Origin of the sequence: Levilactobacillus brevis, from assembly GCA_021383565.1 — a bacterium.
Lineage (GTDB): Bacteria > Bacillota > Bacilli > Lactobacillales > Lactobacillaceae > Levilactobacillus > Levilactobacillus brevis_B.
In genome coordinates this window covers 2,539,606-2,558,658 of sequence record CP079699.1, presented here as the reverse complement: position 1 = coordinate 2,558,658, position 19,053 = coordinate 2,539,606, and the positions used below count along the sequence as shown (strand labels likewise).

Sequence of the window (19,053 nt, the reverse complement as noted above, 5' to 3'; positions counted from 1 at the left end):
CTTTTCTTTAATCGTTATAAAGAGCACGTGTTTGTTTGGGGGGATAGAAATGGCAAGTATCACCAAACGTGGTAAAAGCTGGCAAGCCAGAATTAGCTATAAAGATACTGACGGAAAAGCGAAAATAAAAACACATGGTGGTTTCAGAACCAAAGGCGAAGCAACTGCTTGGGCCAACCAGTTTTCCGTTGATCGAAATAGTGGGAAACTTGTTATGGCCGAGGTGCCTTATTTCAAGGATTATTTTTGGGATTGGTATAAAACCTATAAAGAACCGGGGGTCAAAGAACGCACCCGACTCACTTATGAGTTAAGCCATAAGATTCTGTCGGAGGGGCTGCCCTTTGCAAGATTGGATACCATCACTCGCTATGATTATCAAAATTTCATCCGGGATATTGGTCAAACTCGGTCTAAGGAAACTATGGCCAAACTAAGTTCCCAGTATCACGCCTGTATAAAGAACGCAATTTATGATGGCATCATCACAAAAGATTTCGCATACAACGTGACGATGGTTTACGACAAAAATCGAACACGTAAAATCCAATACCTTAACGAAAAACAGCTAAAGCAGCTAAGCGCTTACTTACTTAAAACTCGTCGTCCTAAGTTCACGGGTAAATACATGATATTAACCGCCCTAGATACAGGAATGCGCCCAGGAGAAGTCGAAGGGCTCAAGTGGAGTAGCATTCACTTTGACACTGGAATGATTGATGTCAAAAACTCTTGGAATGAGTCGACACAGGATTTTGAAGACGTCAAGAATGAATGGTCATTTCGCACCGTTCGTGCCAACCGTTGGCTCTTAGATGTAATTAAAGAACTTCCACAGGATAATCCTCGGGGACTAGTGTTTGCTGAGAATGACACTATCCCAACATCAGCCGGTATCAACAAGGTGCTTAGGAACGCACTTAAGGCAATTGGTTCCCCACTTAAAGGCTTTCACTTCCATTCATGCCGTCACACCCACGTTGCTTATTTGCTGGGGCAAGGTGTTGACCTTTACGCTATCTCGAAAAGACTTGGACACAGTAGCATCGTTATCACCGCCAATCGGTATGCGTATATGATTGATGAATATAAATCACGGACTGACCAAAGAATAATTGATTCTCTTGATGTTTTGTCCAAACCTTCTATCGAATTTAAACTCCTTGATAGCCATAAAAAACTATCCCAAAAGTGGAGCGTGCAAAATCTGCGCAAAGTTTTTTTATCTTCTAGTCTTTTCTAGTATCTTTTCAAAATAAAAAAGCCTGCCAGGCGTTATCCTGACAGGCTTTTATATTTAGCTAAAAACGCCTAGTTTTAGCTGATAAGCCGCTTATTGGATTTGAACCAACGACCTCTTCCTTACCATGGAAACGCTCTACCTTCTGAGCTAAAGCGGCATACTCTCATTATCGCTGTTTTCCAGAATAATGACAATAAAAAAAGAACCCAATCACTGGGTTCTTTCGTTCGCGTGGCAACGTCCTATCCTCGCAGGGGGCGATCCCCCAACTACTATCGGCGTGCTAAAGCTTAACTTCCGTGTTCGGCATGGGAACGGGTGTATCCTTTAGGCTATCGCCACCACACTACTGAGAGCTTATTCTCTCAAAACTAGACATCATCAATTACTTTCCAACGGAAACAACCACGTTTTCAACTTGGTTAAGTCCTCGACCGATTAGTACTGGTCCGCTCCACGCCTCACGGCGCTGCTACTTCCAGCCTATCTACCTGATCATCTCTCAGGGGTCTTACTTCCATATAGGAATGGGAAATCTCATCTCGAGGCGAGTTTCACACTTAGATGCTTTCAGCGTTTATCTCATCCATACATAGCTACCCAGCGATGCGCCTGGCGGCACAACTGGTACACCAGCGGTATGTCCATCCCGGTCCTCTCGTACTAAGGACAGCTCCTCTCAAATTTCCTACGCCCGCGACGGATAGGGACCGAACTGTCTCACGACGTTCTGAACCCAGCTCGCGTACCGCTTTAATGGGCGAACAGCCCAACCCTTGGGACCGACTACAGCCCAGGATGCGATGAGCCGACATCGAGGTGCCAAACCTCCCCGTCGATGTGGACTCTTGGGGGAGATAAGCCTGTTATCCCCAGGGTAGCTTTTATCCGTTGAGCGATGGCCCTTCCATACGGTACCACCGGATCACTAAGCCCGACTTTCGTCCCTGCTCGACCTGTCTGTCTCGCAGTCAAGCTCTCTTCTGCCTTTACACTCGACGAATGATTTCCAACCATTCTGAGAGAACCTTTGGGCGCCTCCGTTACTTTTTAGGAGGCGACCGCCCAGTCAAACTGCCCACCTGACACTGTCTCCCACCACGATTAGTGGTGTGGGTTAGAGTGTTCACACAGCGAGGGTCGTATCCCACCAGCGCCTCACTCGAAACTAGCGTTCCGAGTTCTACGGCTCCGACCTATCCTGTACAAGCTGTGTCAACACCCAATATCAAGCTACAGTAAAGCTCCATGGGGTCTTTCCGTCCTGTCGCGGGTAACCTGCATCTTCACAGGTAATATAATTTCACCGAGTCTCTCGTTGAGACAGTGCCCAGATCGTTACGCCTTTCGTGCGGGTCGGAACTTACCCGACAAGGAATTTCGCTACCTTAGGACCGTTATAGTTACGGCCGCCGTTTACTGGGGCTTCATTTCTGGGCTTCGCCGAAGCTAACTCATCCACTTAACCTTCCAGCACCGGGCAGGCGTCAGCCCCTATACGTCATCTTACGATTTTGCAGAAACCTGTGTTTTTGATAAACAGTCGCCTGGGCCTTTTCACTGCGGCTACACTTGCGTGTAGCACCCCTTCTCCCGAAGTTACGGGGTCATTTTGCCGAGTTCCTTAACGAGAGTTCACTCGCTCACCTTAGGATACTCTCCTCGACTACCTGTGTCGGTTTGCGGTACGGGTAATTAATCACTAACTAGAAGCTTTTCTCGGCAGTGTGACATCTGGCGCTTCCCTACTAAAATTCGGTCCTCGTCACGCCTTGTCCTTAGCGATAAGCATTTAACTCATCGCCAGACTTGACGCTTGAACACACATTTCCAATCGTGTGCACACCATAGCCTCCTGCGTCCCTCCATCGTTCAAACATGATTAACTAGTACAGGAATATCAACCTGTTATCCATCGCCTACGCTTCTCAGCCTCGGCTTAGGTCCCGACTAACCCTGGGAGGACGAGCCTTCCCCAGGAAACCTTAGTCATTCGGTGGATCAGATTCTCACTGATCTTTCGCTACTCATACCGGCATTCTCACTTCTAAGCGCTCCACTAGTCCTTGCGGTCTAGCTTCGTTGCCCTTAGAACGCTCTCCTATCACGCGACCTATTGGTCGCATCCACAATTTCGGTAACATGCTTAGCCCCGGTATATTTTCGGCGCGGGATCACTCGGCTAGTGAGCTATTACGCACTCTTTAAATGGTGGCTGCTTCTGAGCCAACATCCTAGCTGTCTATGCAACTCCACATCCTTTTCCACTCAGCATGTATTTAGGGACCTTAATTGGTGGTCTGGGCTGTTCCCCTTTCGACGGTGGATCTTATCACTCATCGTCTGACTCCCGGATATAAATCTGTGGCATTCGGAGTTTATCTGAATTCAGTAACCCATGACGGGCCCCTAGTCCAAACAGTGGCTCTACCTCCACGATTCTTAACTCCGAGGCTAACCCTAAAGCTATTTCGGAGAGAACCAGCTATCTCCAAGTTCGTTTGGAATTTCACCGCTATCCACACCTCATCCCAGCATTTTTCAACATACACGGGTTCGGTCCTCCAGTGCGCTTTACCGCACCTTCAACCTGGACATGGATAGGTCACCTGGTTTCGGGTCTACGTCAATTTACTGAAACGCCCGTTTCAGACTCGCTTTCGCTACGGCTCCGGTCTTTCCACCTTAACCTTGCAAATTAACGTAACTCGCCGGTTCATTCTACAAAAGGCACGCTATCACCCATTAACGGGCTCTAACTAATTGTAGGCACATGGTTTCAGGAACTATTTCACTCCGCTTCCGCGGTGCTTTTCACCTTTCCCTCACGGTACTGGTTCACTATCGGTCACTAGGGAGTATTTAGCCTTGGGAGATGGTCCTCCCGGATTCCGACCACGTTTCACGTGTGTGGCCGTACTCAGGATACTGAACTGAGGGTCAACGATTTCATCTACGGGGTATCACCCTCTGTGCCGAGCCTTCCCAGACTCTTCGATTATCATTGACTTTGGTAACTCAAATGTTCAGTCCTACAACCCCAAAGAGCAAGCTCTTTGGTTTGGGCTATTCCCCGTTCGCTCGCCGCTACTTAGGGAATCGATTTTTCTTTCTATTCCTGTGGGTACTTAGATGTTTCAGTTCCCCACGTCTGCCTCAACTCAAGTATGTATTCCCTGAGTTGTAATTACTGATTAAAGTAATTGGGTTTCCCCATTCGGAAATCTCCGGATCAAAGCTTACGTACAGCTCCCCGAAGCATATCGGTGTTAGTCCCGTCCTTCATCGGCTCCTAGTACCAAGGCATCCACCATGCGCCCTTCATAACTTAACCTAACGATTACGTCGTAATCGCTGATTAATTGAGTATTAGCGATATAAACTAATTAAAAAACTCAAAAATACGCAGTTGTTTCTCGGTTTAATTATCTTAATAATTAAAGGAAAATAATTGATAATATCTAGTTTTCAAAGAACAAGTTTGAGAGGTAAGCCCCTCAAAACTGACCATTGTTTCGACAAAGTATGTGTAGCCTCCGTATATTCCTTAGAAAGGAGGTGATCCAGCCGCAGGTTCTCCTACGGCTACCTTGTTACGACTTCACCCTAATCATCTGTCCCACCTTAGACGGCTGACTCCCGAAGGTTATCTCACCGGCTTTGGGTGTTACAAACTCTCATGGTGTGACGGGCGGTGTGTACAAGGCCCGGGAACGTATTCACCGCGGCATGCTGATCCGCGATTACTAGCGATTCCAACTTCATGTAGGCGAGTTGCAGCCTACAATCCGAACTGAGAACGGCTTTAAGAGATTAGCTTGGCCTCACGACTTCGCGACTCGTTGTACCGTCCATTGTAGCACGTGTGTAGCCCAGGTCATAAGGGGCATGATGATTTGACGTCATCCCCACCTTCCTCCGGTTTGTCACCGGCAGTCTCACCAGAGTGCCCAACTGAATGCTGGCAACTGATAATAAGGGTTGCGCTCGTTGCGGGACTTAACCCAACATCTCACGACACGAGCTGACGACAACCATGCACCACCTGTCATTCTGTCCCCGAAGGGAACGTCTTATCTCTAAGATTGGCAGAAGATGTCAAGACCTGGTAAGGTTCTTCGCGTAGCTTCGAATTAAACCACATGCTCCACCGCTTGTGCGGGCCCCCGTCAATTCCTTTGAGTTTCAACCTTGCGGTCGTACTCCCCAGGCGGAGTGCTTAATGCGTTAGCTGCGGCACTGAAGGGCGGAAACCCTCCAACACCTAGCACTCATCGTTTACGGCATGGACTACCAGGGTATCTAATCCTGTTTGCTACCCATGCTTTCGAGCCTCAGCGTCAGTTACAGACTAGACAGCCGCCTTCGCCACTGGTGTTCTTCCATATATCTACGCATTCCACCGCTACACATGGAGTTCCACTGTCCTCTTCTGCACTCAAGTCTCCCAGTTTCCGATGCACTTCTCCGGTTAAGCCGAAGGCTTTCACATCAGACTTAAGAAACCGCCTGCGCTCGCTTTACGCCCAATAAATCCGGACAACGCTTGCCACCTACGTATTACCGCGGCTGCTGGCACGTAGTTAGCCGTGGCTTTCTGGTTAAATACCGTCAACTCCTGAACAGTTACTCTCAAGAGTGTTCTTCTTTAACAACAGAGTTTTACGAGCCGAAACCCTTCTTCACTCACGCGGCATTGCTCCATCAGACTTTCGTCCATTGTGGAAGATTCCCTACTGCTGCCTCCCGTAGGAGTTTGGGCCGTGTCTCAGTCCCAATGTGGCCGATTACCCTCTCAGGTCGGCTACGTATCATTGTCTTGGTGGGCCTTTACCTCACCAACTAACTAATACGCCGCGGGTCCATCCAGAAGTGATAGCCGAAACCACCTTTCAAACAAAAACCATGCGGTTTTTGTTGTTATACGGTATTAGCACCTGTTTCCAAGTGTTATCCCCTGCTTCTGGGCAAGTTACCCACGTGTTACTCACCAGTTCGCCACTCGCTTCATTGTTGAAATCAGTGCAAGCACGTCAATCAACGGAAGCTCGTTCGACTTGCATGTATTAGGCATGCCGCCAGCGTTCGTCCTGAGCCAGGATCAAACTCTCATCTTATAGATGATGCTTGAATAGCTCATCGATTGTTGTTACATTTTTAAAAGCGAATTGACTTCGCAAATATTGTTTGGGTTTGATATAAATATCAAACTGCCCTACACATATTTGGTTTGTCGAAACAATGTTCAGTTTTCAAAGGTCTACCTAAGTGATTACCAACGTAATCAGTTTAATTATCATATCATGTTGCTGATGTGATGTCAACAAGAAGTTTGATTTAACAACGTTTCTTGTTGGTTGCCATGATAAACGCGACAACTCATATAGAATATCACGTTATCAATAACTCGTCAACAACTAATTTCAATCTTTTAAATTGGTCTAGTTGGTAACTCGCCTTGACAACGTATATAACTATACCAAGTAAAAGCCCTTGGCGTCAACTAAAAACTGAAAATAATCGAATCTTTTTTCAAAGGCATAACTTATGACTGAAAGCTCAAGAATAGTTAACTGACGGCCGTGTGTTTCTTAATTTTAGCGGTAACTGCGTTCGTCTTTATTTTGGTAAAGAAAAGAGTGTAGCGGTTAAAAGCACCACTACACTCTTTAAATCTGATCATTACTTGGCAATCCGGACTAAGAAGTACCGTTTCTTCCCCCGCCGGACAATGACAAACTTACCGTCAAACGCACTGCTTGGATCAACTTCCGCCTGCGTATCCGTAACCTTCTCACCGTTAATGCGGATAGCACCATTGGTTAAGTCTTCACGAGCCTGACGCCGTGAAGATTCAATCTTCGTATCATCCACTAACCATTCAACTAAGTTCTTCTTGTCAGCGCTAACCGTCACGGAAGGCATCTTCTTGAAGCCCTGTTTGATTTCGCTAGCCGTCAAGTCAGCCACATCCCCGGAGAACAATGCCTTGGTAATATGTTGGGCTTCAACCACGGCATCATGGCCATGAACAAATTCCGTGACTTCTTCAGCCAAACGACGCTGTGCTTCCCGCTTCTCTGGGTGGGTTGCCACAGCCGTTTCCAATTCCTTAATCTGATCTTGGTCTAAGAACGTGAAGTACTTCAACAGCTTGATAACGTCCTTATCGTTGGTGTTAATCCAGAATTGGTAGAACTCATAAGGCGACGTCTTCTCTGGGTCGAGCCAAACGTTACCGCCTTCGGATTTCCCAAACTTCGTCCCGTCTTCCTTCAAGAGCAGTGGAATGGTCAGACCATAGGCTTTGGCGTCGGAGCCTTTCAGCTTATGAATCAGGTCAATCCCGGCCGTGATGTTCCCCCACTGGTCCGCGCCACCGATTTGGAGTTGCACGTCTTCTGCTTGGAACAAGTGTAAGAAGTCAATGGATTGGAGAATTTGATACGTGAACTCCGTGTAGGAAATACCGACTTCGAGCCGTGAGGCCACAACTTCCTTATTTAACATGTTGTTAACGTTAAAGAGTTTCCCGTAGTCTCGCAGGAAGTCTAACAATGAAATTTTGGACAGCCAATCGTAGTTGTTAACAATCTTAAAGGTCCCATCTTGACCGAAGAGGTGTTCCATCTGCTTGGTCAAGCAGTCTTGGTTATGCCGAACTTGATCCATCGTTTGCAGTACCCGTTCGGATTTCTTTCCGGAAGGATCACCGATCGACCCCGTCGCGCCCCCGATGATAATGTACGGCCGATGACCGGCTAACTGGAATCGTTTCATAATCATAAAGGGAATCAAGTGACCAATGTGCATGGAATCCCCGGTTGGGTCGATTCCTACGTACAAGCCCACGGCCTTATCCTTAACCAATTCGCCTAAACCGGCTTCATCAGTCTGCTGGTTAATCGCGCCACGCCATTTTAACTCATCAATAATTGACATTTCCGTTCCTCCTAGTGTAATTCTCTCAATAAAAAAGTCCCCAATGGCACCATGCCATCAGGGACGAATTGAAATCCGCGTTACCACCCAAGTTGTTGTCTATCGACAACCGCTCGTCATCATTAACGGAATGACCCGCCGACTAGTCGGCCGCTCCTCAGCGTAATTCGTGGATACGGACGTTCTGACTCTCAGCACCGTCAGATTTCTTGACCGGAGCCGCACCCACTACTGGACTGATTCATCGCTTATGATGTCGATGATACCGGGAGTCCGGCTAAATGTCAATACACCAAGCGGTTAAAAGAGACTCTTCACGCTTTCCATCACAATTTGAATATTCAACACGGTCAGAACGATCGTGCACAGCCAGGCCATGGCCGTAATCCAGCGTTTGTTAACGTACTCGGCACCCATGATCTTCTTAGAAGAGGTAAACACCGTCAGCGGAATCATGGAAAATGGCAACGCAATCGACAGGAAGACCTGCGAATTCACCAGCAGGTTATCCAGAGCCGTCTCGTTTCCCCCATAGATGATCGTACAAATAATGACGGGAACCACCGAGATTAACCGAGTAACCAGACGCCGCACCCACAATGGAATCTTTAAATTGATAAAGCCTTCCATAATGACCTGTCCCGTCAGTGTCCCCGTAATCGTCGAGTTCTGACCCGAGGCCAGCAGGGCAACCGCAAACAATGTCGACAGCAACGGTGAGGCCACCGCACCGGCTAGCTGGTTATCTTGCAAGGCCGCGTAAAGGTTCCCAAAAGTTCCCAATTGGTCGGTCCCCTTACCGAAGAACATCGCTGCCCCCAGCAGTAACAGCAAGCAGTTAATCACAAAGGCGCCAAACAACTGAATGTTCGAGTCCCACGTCGTAAACTTCACCGCCCGCCGCATTTCAGCCGGATCGTCTCGGTTGAACTTCCGCGTCTGCGAAATGGACGAATGGAGGTAGAGGTTATGTGGCATTACCGTAGCCCCTACAATTCCCAGCGCCATGGTCAACTGACCAGAGTGCATGATTTCCGTTCGCGGAATGAAGTTTGCCATCGCCGCGCCCATGTTGGGTTGTGCAATAATCACTTCATAGGCGAAAACCACCAGAATTACCGTAATCAGGCAGATCACGATGGCTTCAACCTTCCGGAAACCTAATTTGGTTAACAATAATAGTAATAATACGTCAAATACCGTCAGGGACACCCCTAGGATCAGCGGCACACCGAACAGCAGTTGCAGGGCAATCGCGCCCCCGATAACTTCAGCAATGTCGGTTGCCATAATGGCCAACTCGGTCACGACCCACAACACGGCGCCAATTCGTTTACTGGTATGCGCTCGTGTGGCCTGAGCCAAATCCATCTGTGTCACGATGCCCAGTTTAGCCGCCATATATTGGAGCAACATCGAGATTAAACTCGACATCAAGATGACGGACATCAGCAGGTAGCCGTACTTCGCACCCCCACCGATTGAAGTCACCCAGTTCCCCGGATCCATGTACCCCACGGCGACCAATGCGCCCGGACCCGAAAAGGCCATTAAGTTCTTTAAAAAGCCATTCCCCTTGGGGATCTTGACGGTTCCATTTACTTCTTCCAATGACGGGCCGTTTGCGTAGCCGGTCAAATTCGTCGGCTTCGTTGAAACGTTGTCTGTCATAATTTCCAACTCCCTTTTCTCTTAACTATCATCCTATTATACGGACACGCAACGATTTGTAAAGCATTTTTTAATTAGACCTAACTTTAATTTTATATTATCCATTAAATAAATAACCCCAAAAATACAAATTTCCCTTGAGTTTTCAAGGGACTTGCAGCATAATATTTTTTATATTTATTTTTACAGAAAGTGGTGACCCCATGGCCCATACGAAAATGTTTTTTGAACTACTTGCCCCCTTATTCATTGCAGTCCTGACGATTGCCGTCCTAGCTGCCCTCATCAACTGGCAAATCACAACCGCCGCAATTGGATTGGGTGCGCTGGGCGCCATCGGTCTAATCACCGTTCTCCTGAGTGGACTGGCCGCAGACCTCTGGACCCATCGGCACGCCCCACTACGGGCAAAGTCCCAAGCTAAGAACCGTTAATCCTACCGAGCTTGTCCCCTAAACGAAAGAAGTCTGAACCGCCAACACTGTTGGTCGTTCAGACTTCTTTTTTGACTGATTGTTATTCGGTTAACCCCATCGACTACGTCTGTCAGGATTCCACCTTGCCGTTTGCTTTAGTTAATGCGTCGAATCTCCCGTCGTCACAGGCTCTGTCGCGACAACCTGCTGGCTAGCGCCCTGCAACTGTTTCAGGGTGTCCGACAGGGTCGTTGGCAACTGCTCTTGGATGAGCCGCAATTTCTTTCGGCCCAGAACCGTTAACGTCAGATACCGACGGCGCCGATCCTTCGAAGCCACCCGCTGACTTAGATATCCTCGTTTGCACAGATCCACGACGAGATTCGACGTCCGGGTCGCTGAAAAGCCTAGCTTCTTCGCGGCTTGAGCCACCGTTAATTCCTCGTCCGCAACGTAGGTTAACAACTGACACTGAGGTAGGTTCAGGCTGAGTTCCGCTAGTGGTTGGTTGTAGCACTGCGTCACCAAGCTATAGATCTTTGTCAGTGTTTTTAATTGCTCATGCTCCACCATTTTTCAACTCCCCTTTCCGTAAAATGTGTATCCGTTTTCATTATACCATGAACTGTCCACTACAAAACAATCCTGTTGCACAATTAGTCCGCCATATATCCTATTTTGACCCCTAAACGTTCTCGGGCCACGAACAAACGGGTCGGTGCGCAAGGCCCCGGCCCGTTTCATTCGTTCATCTGTTCACTTTTAATCCTCGCTAAGCGGGTGCTTGCGGTTGTTAAAGTCCAGCGCAAACAGCGACAGCTCGTGGTGCCGTAGCACTCGAATCAGCCGATCCAAATTCTCCCCGTAGGCCAGCTCCTTGACCCAGTGAAATGCCTCGATGTGGTGCTGCGTGGCAAAACCAGCCGCCAAGGGATCGACACCATAAATAATCAGGTAATTGTCCCGGTTGGCCGGATCAATCACCGTCTGATCAGTCAGCAGGCTCAGGTGAACCACGCCGCTCAGTAAGCGGTTAAAGATATCCGTGGTCACACCGATCATGTCGTAGGTCACCAGAATCTCCACCTTGGCTTCCGTCAACGTCAACCCGTTGGTGTATTTGCTCAAATGCTTCTGAACCAACCGGATATCTGCCGCGGCCACCTGTCCAGGGTACAGCCGCCCCATACTCTTCGCCAATGCAGTCGCCGCAGCCATCGAGGATTTCGTGGGCTGGTAAAGCGCCGTAATTTCCGGTCGGAGCAATGGGTCTACCCGGAATAACAACATGAACTGGCAGAGTGAAAATAACCAGTTGGCAAACCAATCGCGTCCCGTGGCGTAGTCCGCCAACTCGTGCACACCCGGTGCCAGCTCATAGTTTCCCAGTCGTTGCTTCAAGCCCAGATACAGTCGTTGCATGGCCTGCGGTTGCAGTGCCCGCACGAAGTAAGGCGAGCTGGTGAGCAAATAATCCAGCGCCGCCAACTCGGTCAACGCCTGCTGCGGCGTGTCACCAAGCTGATCCTGAAGCGCCCCCGCCAACTTGCGGAGATCGGTCAGGTGAGCCAGCGGAAACCGTAGCGACGTGTACCGGTAGCCCTGTTCAAGCCGCAGTAAGGCCAGGGTAACCAGCAAGTCCTTACGCTGCGTCAGGCTCGCCGACTCCTGATAAACGCTGGGATTGGCGTAGGTCGCCATCACCTGATCATGTAGCTTCTGCATGCGCGGCGACAGGTGGGGTAGATCCGCCACTGGCGTCAGCGTCGTACTGAATAACATAAAATACAAGAGTTGAATCAATACTTCATTGCCCGCAAGCCGCAGCGGATTGGCGACCAGCTGTAAATCATACTGGGCCAACTGCTGCTTCATGGCCTTCATGCGCCGATTAAACGTCGACGTGCTAATACCTAGGTCGGCACAAAAGGCACTGGCCTGATCGTAACGCTGAGTCAGCGTGGCCACCATCGCCTGATAGGGAATGCTATGACGATACAGCCAGTATCGGTACTCATCCATCGTCACCGTCGTCGCCAAGTCGTCCTTGGTTAAGATCGTTTGCACATCCAACGTCAAAAGGTCAGACCGCAAGTTCAACAACACATGATAGGCCCGCGAATAACTTACATCGGTCATTTCGGCAAATTCAGTTAAGCTGAAATGCCGCCGCTCATCGTTCATAAAGGTCAACAACCGAATCTTTAACGTCTCGCGGTCCGTTAACATCGCAAAGTCAATCTTCAATTCTCTCACTTCTCATTCGCCTGGCGTAAACGAAAGCCTCCCAACACAGTAGGGTTAGGGAGACTTGCCGCCATTATTATTTTCACTAAATCCCGTGTTTCTACCGCGATTAATCTTAGTCAATACTCGAGATGGTGACGTTCTGCGCATCGAATTCGGTTAGGGTTTCCTTCAAGATAATCCGGGGATCGTCGTAGCGGATTCCTGGCAACGCACTACTTACATAATTACCGGTCAGTTTTCCCGCCGCGACCTCTGGTTGAATGCGCACGTTCTGCCCATCACTCGTAGTCAACGTCACGCTCTTGCCAGCCGTCAATCGGTCCACTAATGGTAAAATTGGCATTTTTTGCATCATTCCGATCACCCTCCTATACTGATTTCCACTTTCATTTTAACACGTTCTCCACGTGCGCTCGTGCTTCCCGGCTCGCTAAATTTGATGGTGGTATCGGCATATCTAACCAGCTTTCCTTGAGCATAGAGTGGCGGGGACGGGAAATTAAGCTAAACCGCTCGCATTGTTAAGTGTCGGGAATCAACTATCTTTCTGGCGCTTCCAGGAGGCAGGATGGAAACAGGCTGTCGAGGCTGACCGCCTTGCCGTTCGCCAAGATCTGGGCTGGAACGCTGGGGAAAGGACCGGACCAAGCCTGAGAATCGGTCTTGGTCATCGCTTGAAACCGCCAAAACCCGGCGTTTCCAAGACGCCCATCTAGGACTGGTAACCCACCAGTCCTGGATGCCCCGGCTGAGCCCAGATTTGGCTCACTCTCGGCTAATACAAATGTTGACCTTCATCAGCCTCAACCGATAACTGATTCCAACCAACCAGACGCACCTGAGGCGTCGCACTTCCTCTTATCCCGCCACCTATACCGCACCACAATTTTCTTAATTTCACGACGCCGCTCTCCCAACTAACCCAGTCCCTCTCATCCCCGCCACGCCAGCCATTCTGCCCCGCAACTACGACGAAAAAAAACGATTAGCCTGCACTCCCGCAATGACTAATCGTGTCAGTTTCTTCTATATTAATGGGTTATTTGGTGAAAACATGTGGCTATTTCGTCAATCACGACTACCAACAGCTTTAGGCCTTAGCCGGTTGAACCCGGGTGAAGCGCATCCCCACCAGATAGATTAGCGCCGTAATCGCCATAGCAATGAAGGTTGCGCCAATCGTGGTCGCAATCACTGGAACCTGCTTCAGCCCCCAGTAGGCAACAACGCCTAGACCCCAGCTGGCAACGGCCACCCAGTTAACCCCGTGAGCGTACCAGTAGGCACCGTGAACCTTGGTGAACTCACTCAACCGGTAGCGTTTGCCCTTCAGGATGAAGTAGTCCACCAAGAAGATGGCAATCTCTGGTCCCAGAAACATGCCGATCCCATCCAGGAAGGTTTCGAAGACATCCAGGAAGCTCGCCAGATAGACCGGGATGAATGTAACCGCCGTAGCCGCCAGCGTCACAATCCACAGACTCACGTTCAGCGATAGCCGATGCGTCATGTTGGTCAGTGCCGAGCCCGCCGACATCAGGTTCACCGCGTTCGCCGTGGTACTGGTCAGTACGATGACTAATAAGGCGATGATGCCTAATCCTAACTTTGCTGCGACCGTACTAGGGTCGGAGTTGTTGGGGTCGAAATGATTCAGTGACACCGCCGTCCCAATCGTCGCGAACAACCCGATGAAAGCGAACCAGAACAGACCGAAGTTGGCACCCAGGAAGCTGGCCTTCGTCGCCGCGGACTTCTTGTTCGTGAAGCGACTGAAGTCTGACGCGGCCGTGACCCACGCCAAGTTGAAAGCCGCCAAGGTATCCGCAGCCACCCCGGAGGACATCCGCAAATTGTGAGGCGGTTGCCAGCCGACAATGTCGCTAAAGGAAACCGTCCGGAAGACCACCACGGATTCCCACAACACGAAGATAACCACCAAGATAATTCCGATTCGTTCAATCAACCGTACGGACCGTTCGCCTAACGAAATACTCAATAAATGCAAGACACTCATGATGACAATCCCGACAATTAAGCCGAAGGTTCCCCCGGGCTTACCGTAGAGCGGCCACCCGAATAATTCTCCGAAAATGTAGCTGATGGACGTGGCAGCGATGAACGTATTAACCGCTGCCCAGCCAATGAATTGAATCACGTTGATCACCGAGGGAATGAAGCTCCCCCGCAGGCCAAATGACGCCCGGGTCAGGGCCATTGCCGGTAAGCCGGTCCGATAACCCATGTAGCTCGCCACTGCAAGTAATGCGTAAGAGATCAACCCCACCACCACAAGGGTGGTCGACGCCGTCAGGAAGCCACAGGCGGCAATGACCCCGCCGATGTACCAGGTCCCGTTGTTGGCGTTTGCGCCAATCCACGTAGCAAACAAATCCCAATTCGACATGCGCCGATGCTCACTCGGAATCGACTCCACCCGTCCGAATGTCTTCGGTGTCTTTGTTGCGCTTGCTTTCATCTCTTGTGCCATATGTCCTCACCTTTCTCTAGTCGAATACTGCGAACTGCTGTGACTGCTCTCTCTTATTCAATTAAGTTGCTGGTGACTACCGACAGTTGATTTGGCAGCCTATGTACCCACGGGCTCGCGTTAAGTTTGCGCCCGTGGTCAGGTATCTTCAACGAACTTGGCCCAGTTAGGACCAGTCGCCGATCAATCTAAAAGGTTAGAGAATCTCGCCGACAAATTCACCGGCTGGTAACGCTGTGAAATCATAGGTCTCCAGGTCAGCCACATTCTTGGTGTACCAGTGCATACTCTCCGTGACCATCAGATTGACGGCCTCGTCTTTTTCCTGCAGGGCGATGATGGGCTTGTTGCTCATCGTGGCTACGCCCAATTCGTAGGCCGTACCGGAGTCGAGGTTCTTGGCCTCGAAGTCAATCACCGTGACGATGACTTCCGCCGCCGCAATCTGGTCCATATCGCGGTGGAAAATTTCTGTCGCCCACGGCTTAGTGAACTGTTCGTTGGCCGTATCCTGATGGAGCCGTGGTGAGTAGAAATCCTTGACCGTGGGGTTGGCCGTTAAGGCGGCTTCCACCCGTTTCACCCGGTCAACCTGTTCGGGACTAAAGAAAGGACTCGCAACGTAAATCTGTGACATAACTAAATTCCTCCATCGATTCGATTTCAACCTGTCGGCATGAAAAAAGCGGCCGAATCCCGCAAGAATTCCAGCCGCTAGGTTCACTTACGCCTAGGCGCACGCAAATGACTTCTACCGTACCTTTATCAGCCTCACGGGACTAACTTAAAAGGACTTATTTGGTTGTTGTAAGTATTATACGGGCCGAGGTGTCATCCGTCAAACACCACTCTCCAAGAATTGGGCCTAGTCAAACGGTAAACCGCCCGCCACGACTACGCTGAAAAATTTCTGGCTAAACTTATTTGGACCACCGGTTGTCAGTGGTCAGCCAACTTGCTACACTTAAATCATCAGGAGAGGAGTTATGTGCATCTATGTCAACCGAAAATCACCATTTACCGCAGCGAATTAAGCTGATCTGGCGGATCAGTGCGTTGGGGAGCCTCGTTGTCTTTGGCGTCATCACCGGCCTCATCTGGCTGGCTTACACCTACTGGGACTGGCCGTTCTGGCTGGTTATTCTCTTCGCCGCATTTACTATCCTTGAATTCATCGGCGAAGTCGCCTTGATTCCCTACCGTTACCGTTTCACCCGCTACCAAATCTCGGCAGTCGCCGTGGAGATGCAGTCCGGCATGATCTTTAAGAAACGCGTCGCCATCCCCATCGCACGGGTGCAAAACGTGACGTTAAATGCCGGTCCGCTGTTGCAATGGCAGAAACTCACCAAGGTCTCTATCGCCACCGCCTCGACTAATCACGGGATTGAGGGACTGGAATTGGCTGAGGCCGAGGCATTGCGCGAACAAATCATGCGGCTCGCGCGGGAGGCCCGCCATGACCAAGCCTAAACGCACCCATCCACTGGGCTTACTACTTCATATTGCCCATTCCATCAAGGATTACTGGTACTTATTGCTGCTACTCATTTCACTCTACAATCAGCCAATCTGGTTTGCTCTCGGCTGGGTCTTACTCATCATCGCCATCCTCATCTGGCCCGTCGTTCACTGGGCCACGCTGAGCTATCGCGTGACGCCACAAGCCGTGGAAATCAATTCTGGCGTCTTCGTCCGTCATCACGAACACATCCCCTACGCCCGGATTCAAACCGTCCAGCGTAAGCAGTGGTTCTTCCTAGCACCGTTCAAGCTGGAAGAGGTGTCCATTGAGACGGCGAGTCACGATGACAACAAGCCCGAGGCTCGCCTCGCCGCGGTTCCCACTACATTGGCCGGTGAGATTGACCGCTATCGACAGGGAATACCGGCCGCCGAACCAGCATCGACCACGACGGTAAGGCCAGACGACAATACTGCTATGGCGGAAACGACGCCGAACCTTGAACACCCGACCACCGCACACTACCGCATCAACAACCGAACACTCTTCAAGTTTGCGGTCACATCCACGGGGTTCATCCCGTTACTGTTGATTCTGTTAGCCCTCTACGACAAGATTCCCCGTCGCTGGACCGACACGCTGATCAACGACGCCACCCATCTGGCCCTGATTATGCTTATCGCTGGTGCCCTCATCGTGGTCCTAATTGCCTGGATTGGTGCCTTTCTGTGGACCTACTTGCGCTATTACCACTTCGACGTGACGTTACAGGGCGACCAACTCAAGACGGCCAAGGGCTTCTTCCAGCGCAATACGATTACCGCACCACTTCGACGGATTCAAGCCATTCGCATCAAGCAAAATATTTTTCGGCAGTGGCTTCACATCCAAACGGTTCAAGTACTACTGGCCTCTAAGGCCGCCTCGGAAGATGACGATGACGACCTGGTCATTCTACCAGCGGTTCCGCAGGCACAACTCTACGATGTGACGCCGGCCTTTCTTGGCTGGCTCCCCGACCACATGCCGGACCTCAGTGCTCTCAACGTCGCCGATCGGCGTAAATGGTACCTGATACGTAACGCCTTACTGGTAGCCATCATCCCGGTAGCCGTTGCGACGTGGCTATGGCCCCATTGGTGGTGGCTGTTCGCTCTGGTTCTCGTGCTGGCCTACTTCCAAGGACTGTTCGCGGCCCGGCAGACGGGTGGTCAGCTACTGACCCCCACGATGCTCGTGCTCCAGACCGGTCACGTTTGGACCAAGGAGACCTACTACGTCCCCGCCGACATGATTCAATCCATGCGATTAGAACGTTCGGTTTGGATGCGGCGCAAGCAGTTGATGCACCTCGTCGTTAACGTCCGTCATGGCAATAAGAACCAGAGCATTGAGCTCCGCTATCTTCAAGCAAAACAAGCCCAGCGAATTTACGACTGGTACCTGCACACCGCCTAGTCACTTTTACGGTTCACGCTTCATCACAAAAACGGACAGCCCCAGCATTAACTGCTGAGACTGCCCGTTTTTTCGTCGACTCGTTTCCCCAACGAATCAACGCTCCCCTTGGCGCCGCGCACTTCCCCAAGCCGCCAAACACCACTTAAATCAATTTGAATCCTACTCTCTAGCCTTGTTTACGTTCACGCCACTGGTGCCACTGCTCACCCAGTCGTGGCCGCCACAGCCAACCGTAGCCAAACAGTGCCGACAGCACGAAGGCCACGATTGACGAAACGCCATCCGCTGACCAGCTGAATAACAGCGTCACATAGAGGACGAAGACGATGTATACCGGTACCCGTAAATGCGGGAACAATAAGTACTCACCGTTGTGTTCCAGTGAAAGATGTCGATACAGAGCCGCTCCCCAGACGAACAGAATCACCGAGGCAATGAGCCAGACGATTAGTCCAAACCACATCGCCTGATCGCTGGTCAACGCGAACGGTTCCTTAGTTAAGATACTACCACCAATTCCGGTAAATCCTGCTAAAGAAATTGTAAAGCCTGCGACCGTGATCACCAATGGCCCCGATTGACCCATGATGACCGATGCAAACCAGGTGATGGCAAATAATCCCAACGACATAATTAACCCAACTAGCCATGAGGTCAGGACCCCCGGCCAGGCAATGGTCCATGTGTAGCCGTGCGGCGTTCCCAACCAAAAGATAAGATACTCCATGGCCGTGCCGACCACGTTGAGGAGTAACAGGACACTCCAGGTAACTTTAATCTTGGACCAGTAAACGTGCTTGCGGCTATACCCACTGCTAAATAGGAATTGGTTGAAATGATCGCGTAAATCTAGGTGCATGACCACGAGTCCACTCAACCAAGCCGCCAACGGCAACCACATCGAATACGCTGGAAAGTAAACCCCGTTGTAGGGGCGCCACTGCTTGATAAGACTAACGTTAACCAGCTGATGGGTGGCATGATCCACGACCACCGTGTGGAGCACAAATAACGCGCTGATCAGTATGCCAAACAGGGTCACTATGGCGATGGCAAATAAGATACGCCGGTGCCGTTGCCAAATTAATTGATCAATCTTTTGTCTAAACATTCG

12 protein-coding genes, 1 tRNA gene, 3 rRNA genes and 1 other annotated feature are annotated in these 19,053 nt (G+C 50.3%); of the genes, 4 read left to right on the top strand and 12 right to left on the bottom strand.

Annotated features, from left to right (window positions below; genetic code table 11):
- The first annotated feature begins 49 nt into the window (after positions 1 to 49).
- Complete coding sequence (locus tag KB236_11790) at positions 50 to 1,243, top strand: site-specific integrase (protein ID UIF29170.1); 1,194 nt, start codon at positions 50 to 52, stop codon at positions 1,241 to 1,243.
- Between the two features lie 84 nt (positions 1,244 to 1,327).
- Here KB236_11790 and KB236_11785 read toward each other — a convergent pair.
- The 6 genes from KB236_11785 to KB236_11760 all read right to left on the bottom strand — a co-directional run bounded on the left by KB236_11785 (position 1,328) and on the right by KB236_11760 (position 9,856).
- Positions 1,328 to 1,400, bottom strand: a tRNA-Thr gene (locus KB236_11785).
- A 72-nt stretch (positions 1,401 to 1,472) separates the two neighbouring features.
- Positions 1,473 to 1,589: ribosomal RNA gene (gene rrf, locus KB236_11780) — 5S ribosomal RNA — on the bottom strand.
- 72 nt (positions 1,590 to 1,661) lie between these two features.
- Positions 1,662 to 4,577 (bottom strand): 23S ribosomal RNA (locus KB236_11775).
- 217 nt (positions 4,578 to 4,794) lie between these two features.
- A 16S ribosomal RNA gene (locus KB236_11770) occupies positions 4,795 to 6,360 on the bottom strand.
- The 16S, 23S and 5S rRNA genes sit together here with 1 tRNA gene alongside, the layout of an rRNA operon.
- A gap of 565 nt (positions 6,361 to 6,925) precedes the next feature.
- A complete protein-coding gene (gene tyrS, locus KB236_11765; GenBank protein ID UIF29169.1) occupies positions 6,926 to 8,185 on the bottom strand; it encodes a tyrosine--tRNA ligase in 1,260 nt (419 codons plus the stop codon).
- A gap of 56 nt (positions 8,186 to 8,241) precedes the next feature.
- Positions 8,242 to 8,439, bottom strand: a binding site (T-box leader).
- A 46-nt stretch (positions 8,440 to 8,485) separates the two neighbouring features.
- Complete coding sequence (locus KB236_11760; GenBank protein ID UIF29168.1) at positions 8,486 to 9,856, bottom strand: Nramp family divalent metal transporter; 1,371 nt, start codon at positions 9,854 to 9,856, stop codon at positions 8,486 to 8,488.
- A gap of 203 nt (positions 9,857 to 10,059) precedes the next feature.
- On the opposite strand from KB236_11760, the gene KB236_11755 reads away from it, so the two are divergent.
- Positions 10,060 to 10,290, top strand: coding sequence for a hypothetical protein (locus KB236_11755; protein ID UIF29167.1), 231 nt, complete (start codon positions 10,060 to 10,062; stop codon positions 10,288 to 10,290).
- 141 nt (positions 10,291 to 10,431) lie between these two features.
- Here KB236_11755 and KB236_11750 read toward each other — a convergent pair whose 3' ends face one another.
- The 5 genes from KB236_11750 to KB236_11730 all read right to left on the bottom strand — a co-directional run bounded on the left by KB236_11750 (position 10,432) and on the right by KB236_11730 (position 15,650).
- Positions 10,432 to 10,845, bottom strand: coding sequence for a MarR family winged helix-turn-helix transcriptional regulator (locus KB236_11750; GenBank protein ID UIF29166.1), 414 nt, complete (start codon positions 10,843 to 10,845; stop codon positions 10,432 to 10,434).
- A gap of 189 nt (positions 10,846 to 11,034) precedes the next feature.
- The gene (locus tag KB236_11745) at positions 11,035 to 12,519 is read right to left on the bottom strand and encodes a helix-turn-helix domain-containing protein (protein ID UIF30372.1); all 1,485 of its coding nucleotides are present in this window, start codon (positions 12,517 to 12,519) and stop codon (positions 11,035 to 11,037) included.
- Between the two features lie 115 nt (positions 12,520 to 12,634).
- A complete protein-coding gene (locus KB236_11740) occupies positions 12,635 to 12,877 on the bottom strand; it encodes a hypothetical protein (GenBank protein UIF29165.1) in 243 nt (80 codons plus the stop codon).
- Positions 12,878 to 13,612: 735 nt separating this feature from the next.
- Entirely contained in the window at positions 13,613 to 15,013 is a 1,401-nt protein-coding gene (locus tag KB236_11735; protein ID UIF29164.1) for a cytosine permease, read from the bottom strand.
- Positions 15,014 to 15,209: 196 nt separating this feature from the next.
- Positions 15,210 to 15,650, bottom strand: coding sequence for a nucleoside 2-deoxyribosyltransferase (locus tag KB236_11730; GenBank protein UIF29163.1), 441 nt, complete (start codon positions 15,648 to 15,650; stop codon positions 15,210 to 15,212).
- A 359-nt stretch (positions 15,651 to 16,009) separates the two neighbouring features.
- On the opposite strand from KB236_11730, the gene KB236_11725 reads away from it, so the two are divergent.
- Together KB236_11725 and KB236_11720 are read left to right on the top strand one after the other, a co-directional pair.
- Positions 16,010 to 16,486 carry a PH domain-containing protein gene (locus KB236_11725; GenBank protein UIF29162.1) on the top strand — a complete coding sequence of 159 codons (477 nt, stop codon included), beginning with the start codon at positions 16,010 to 16,012 and terminating at the stop codon, positions 16,484 to 16,486.
- Entirely contained in the window at positions 16,473 to 17,936 is a 1,464-nt protein-coding gene (locus KB236_11720; GenBank protein UIF29161.1) for a PH domain-containing protein, read from the top strand. The genes KB236_11725 and KB236_11720 overlap by 14 nt, the downstream gene beginning before the upstream one ends.
- Before the next feature lie 169 nt (positions 17,937 to 18,105).
- Here KB236_11720 and KB236_11715 read toward each other — a convergent pair whose 3' ends face one another.
- On the bottom strand, positions 18,106 to 19,050 hold the full coding sequence (locus KB236_11715; GenBank protein ID UIF29160.1) for an ABC transporter permease: 945 nt from the start codon (positions 19,048 to 19,050) through the stop codon (positions 18,106 to 18,108).
- Positions 19,051 to 19,053 lie beyond the last annotated feature (3 nt).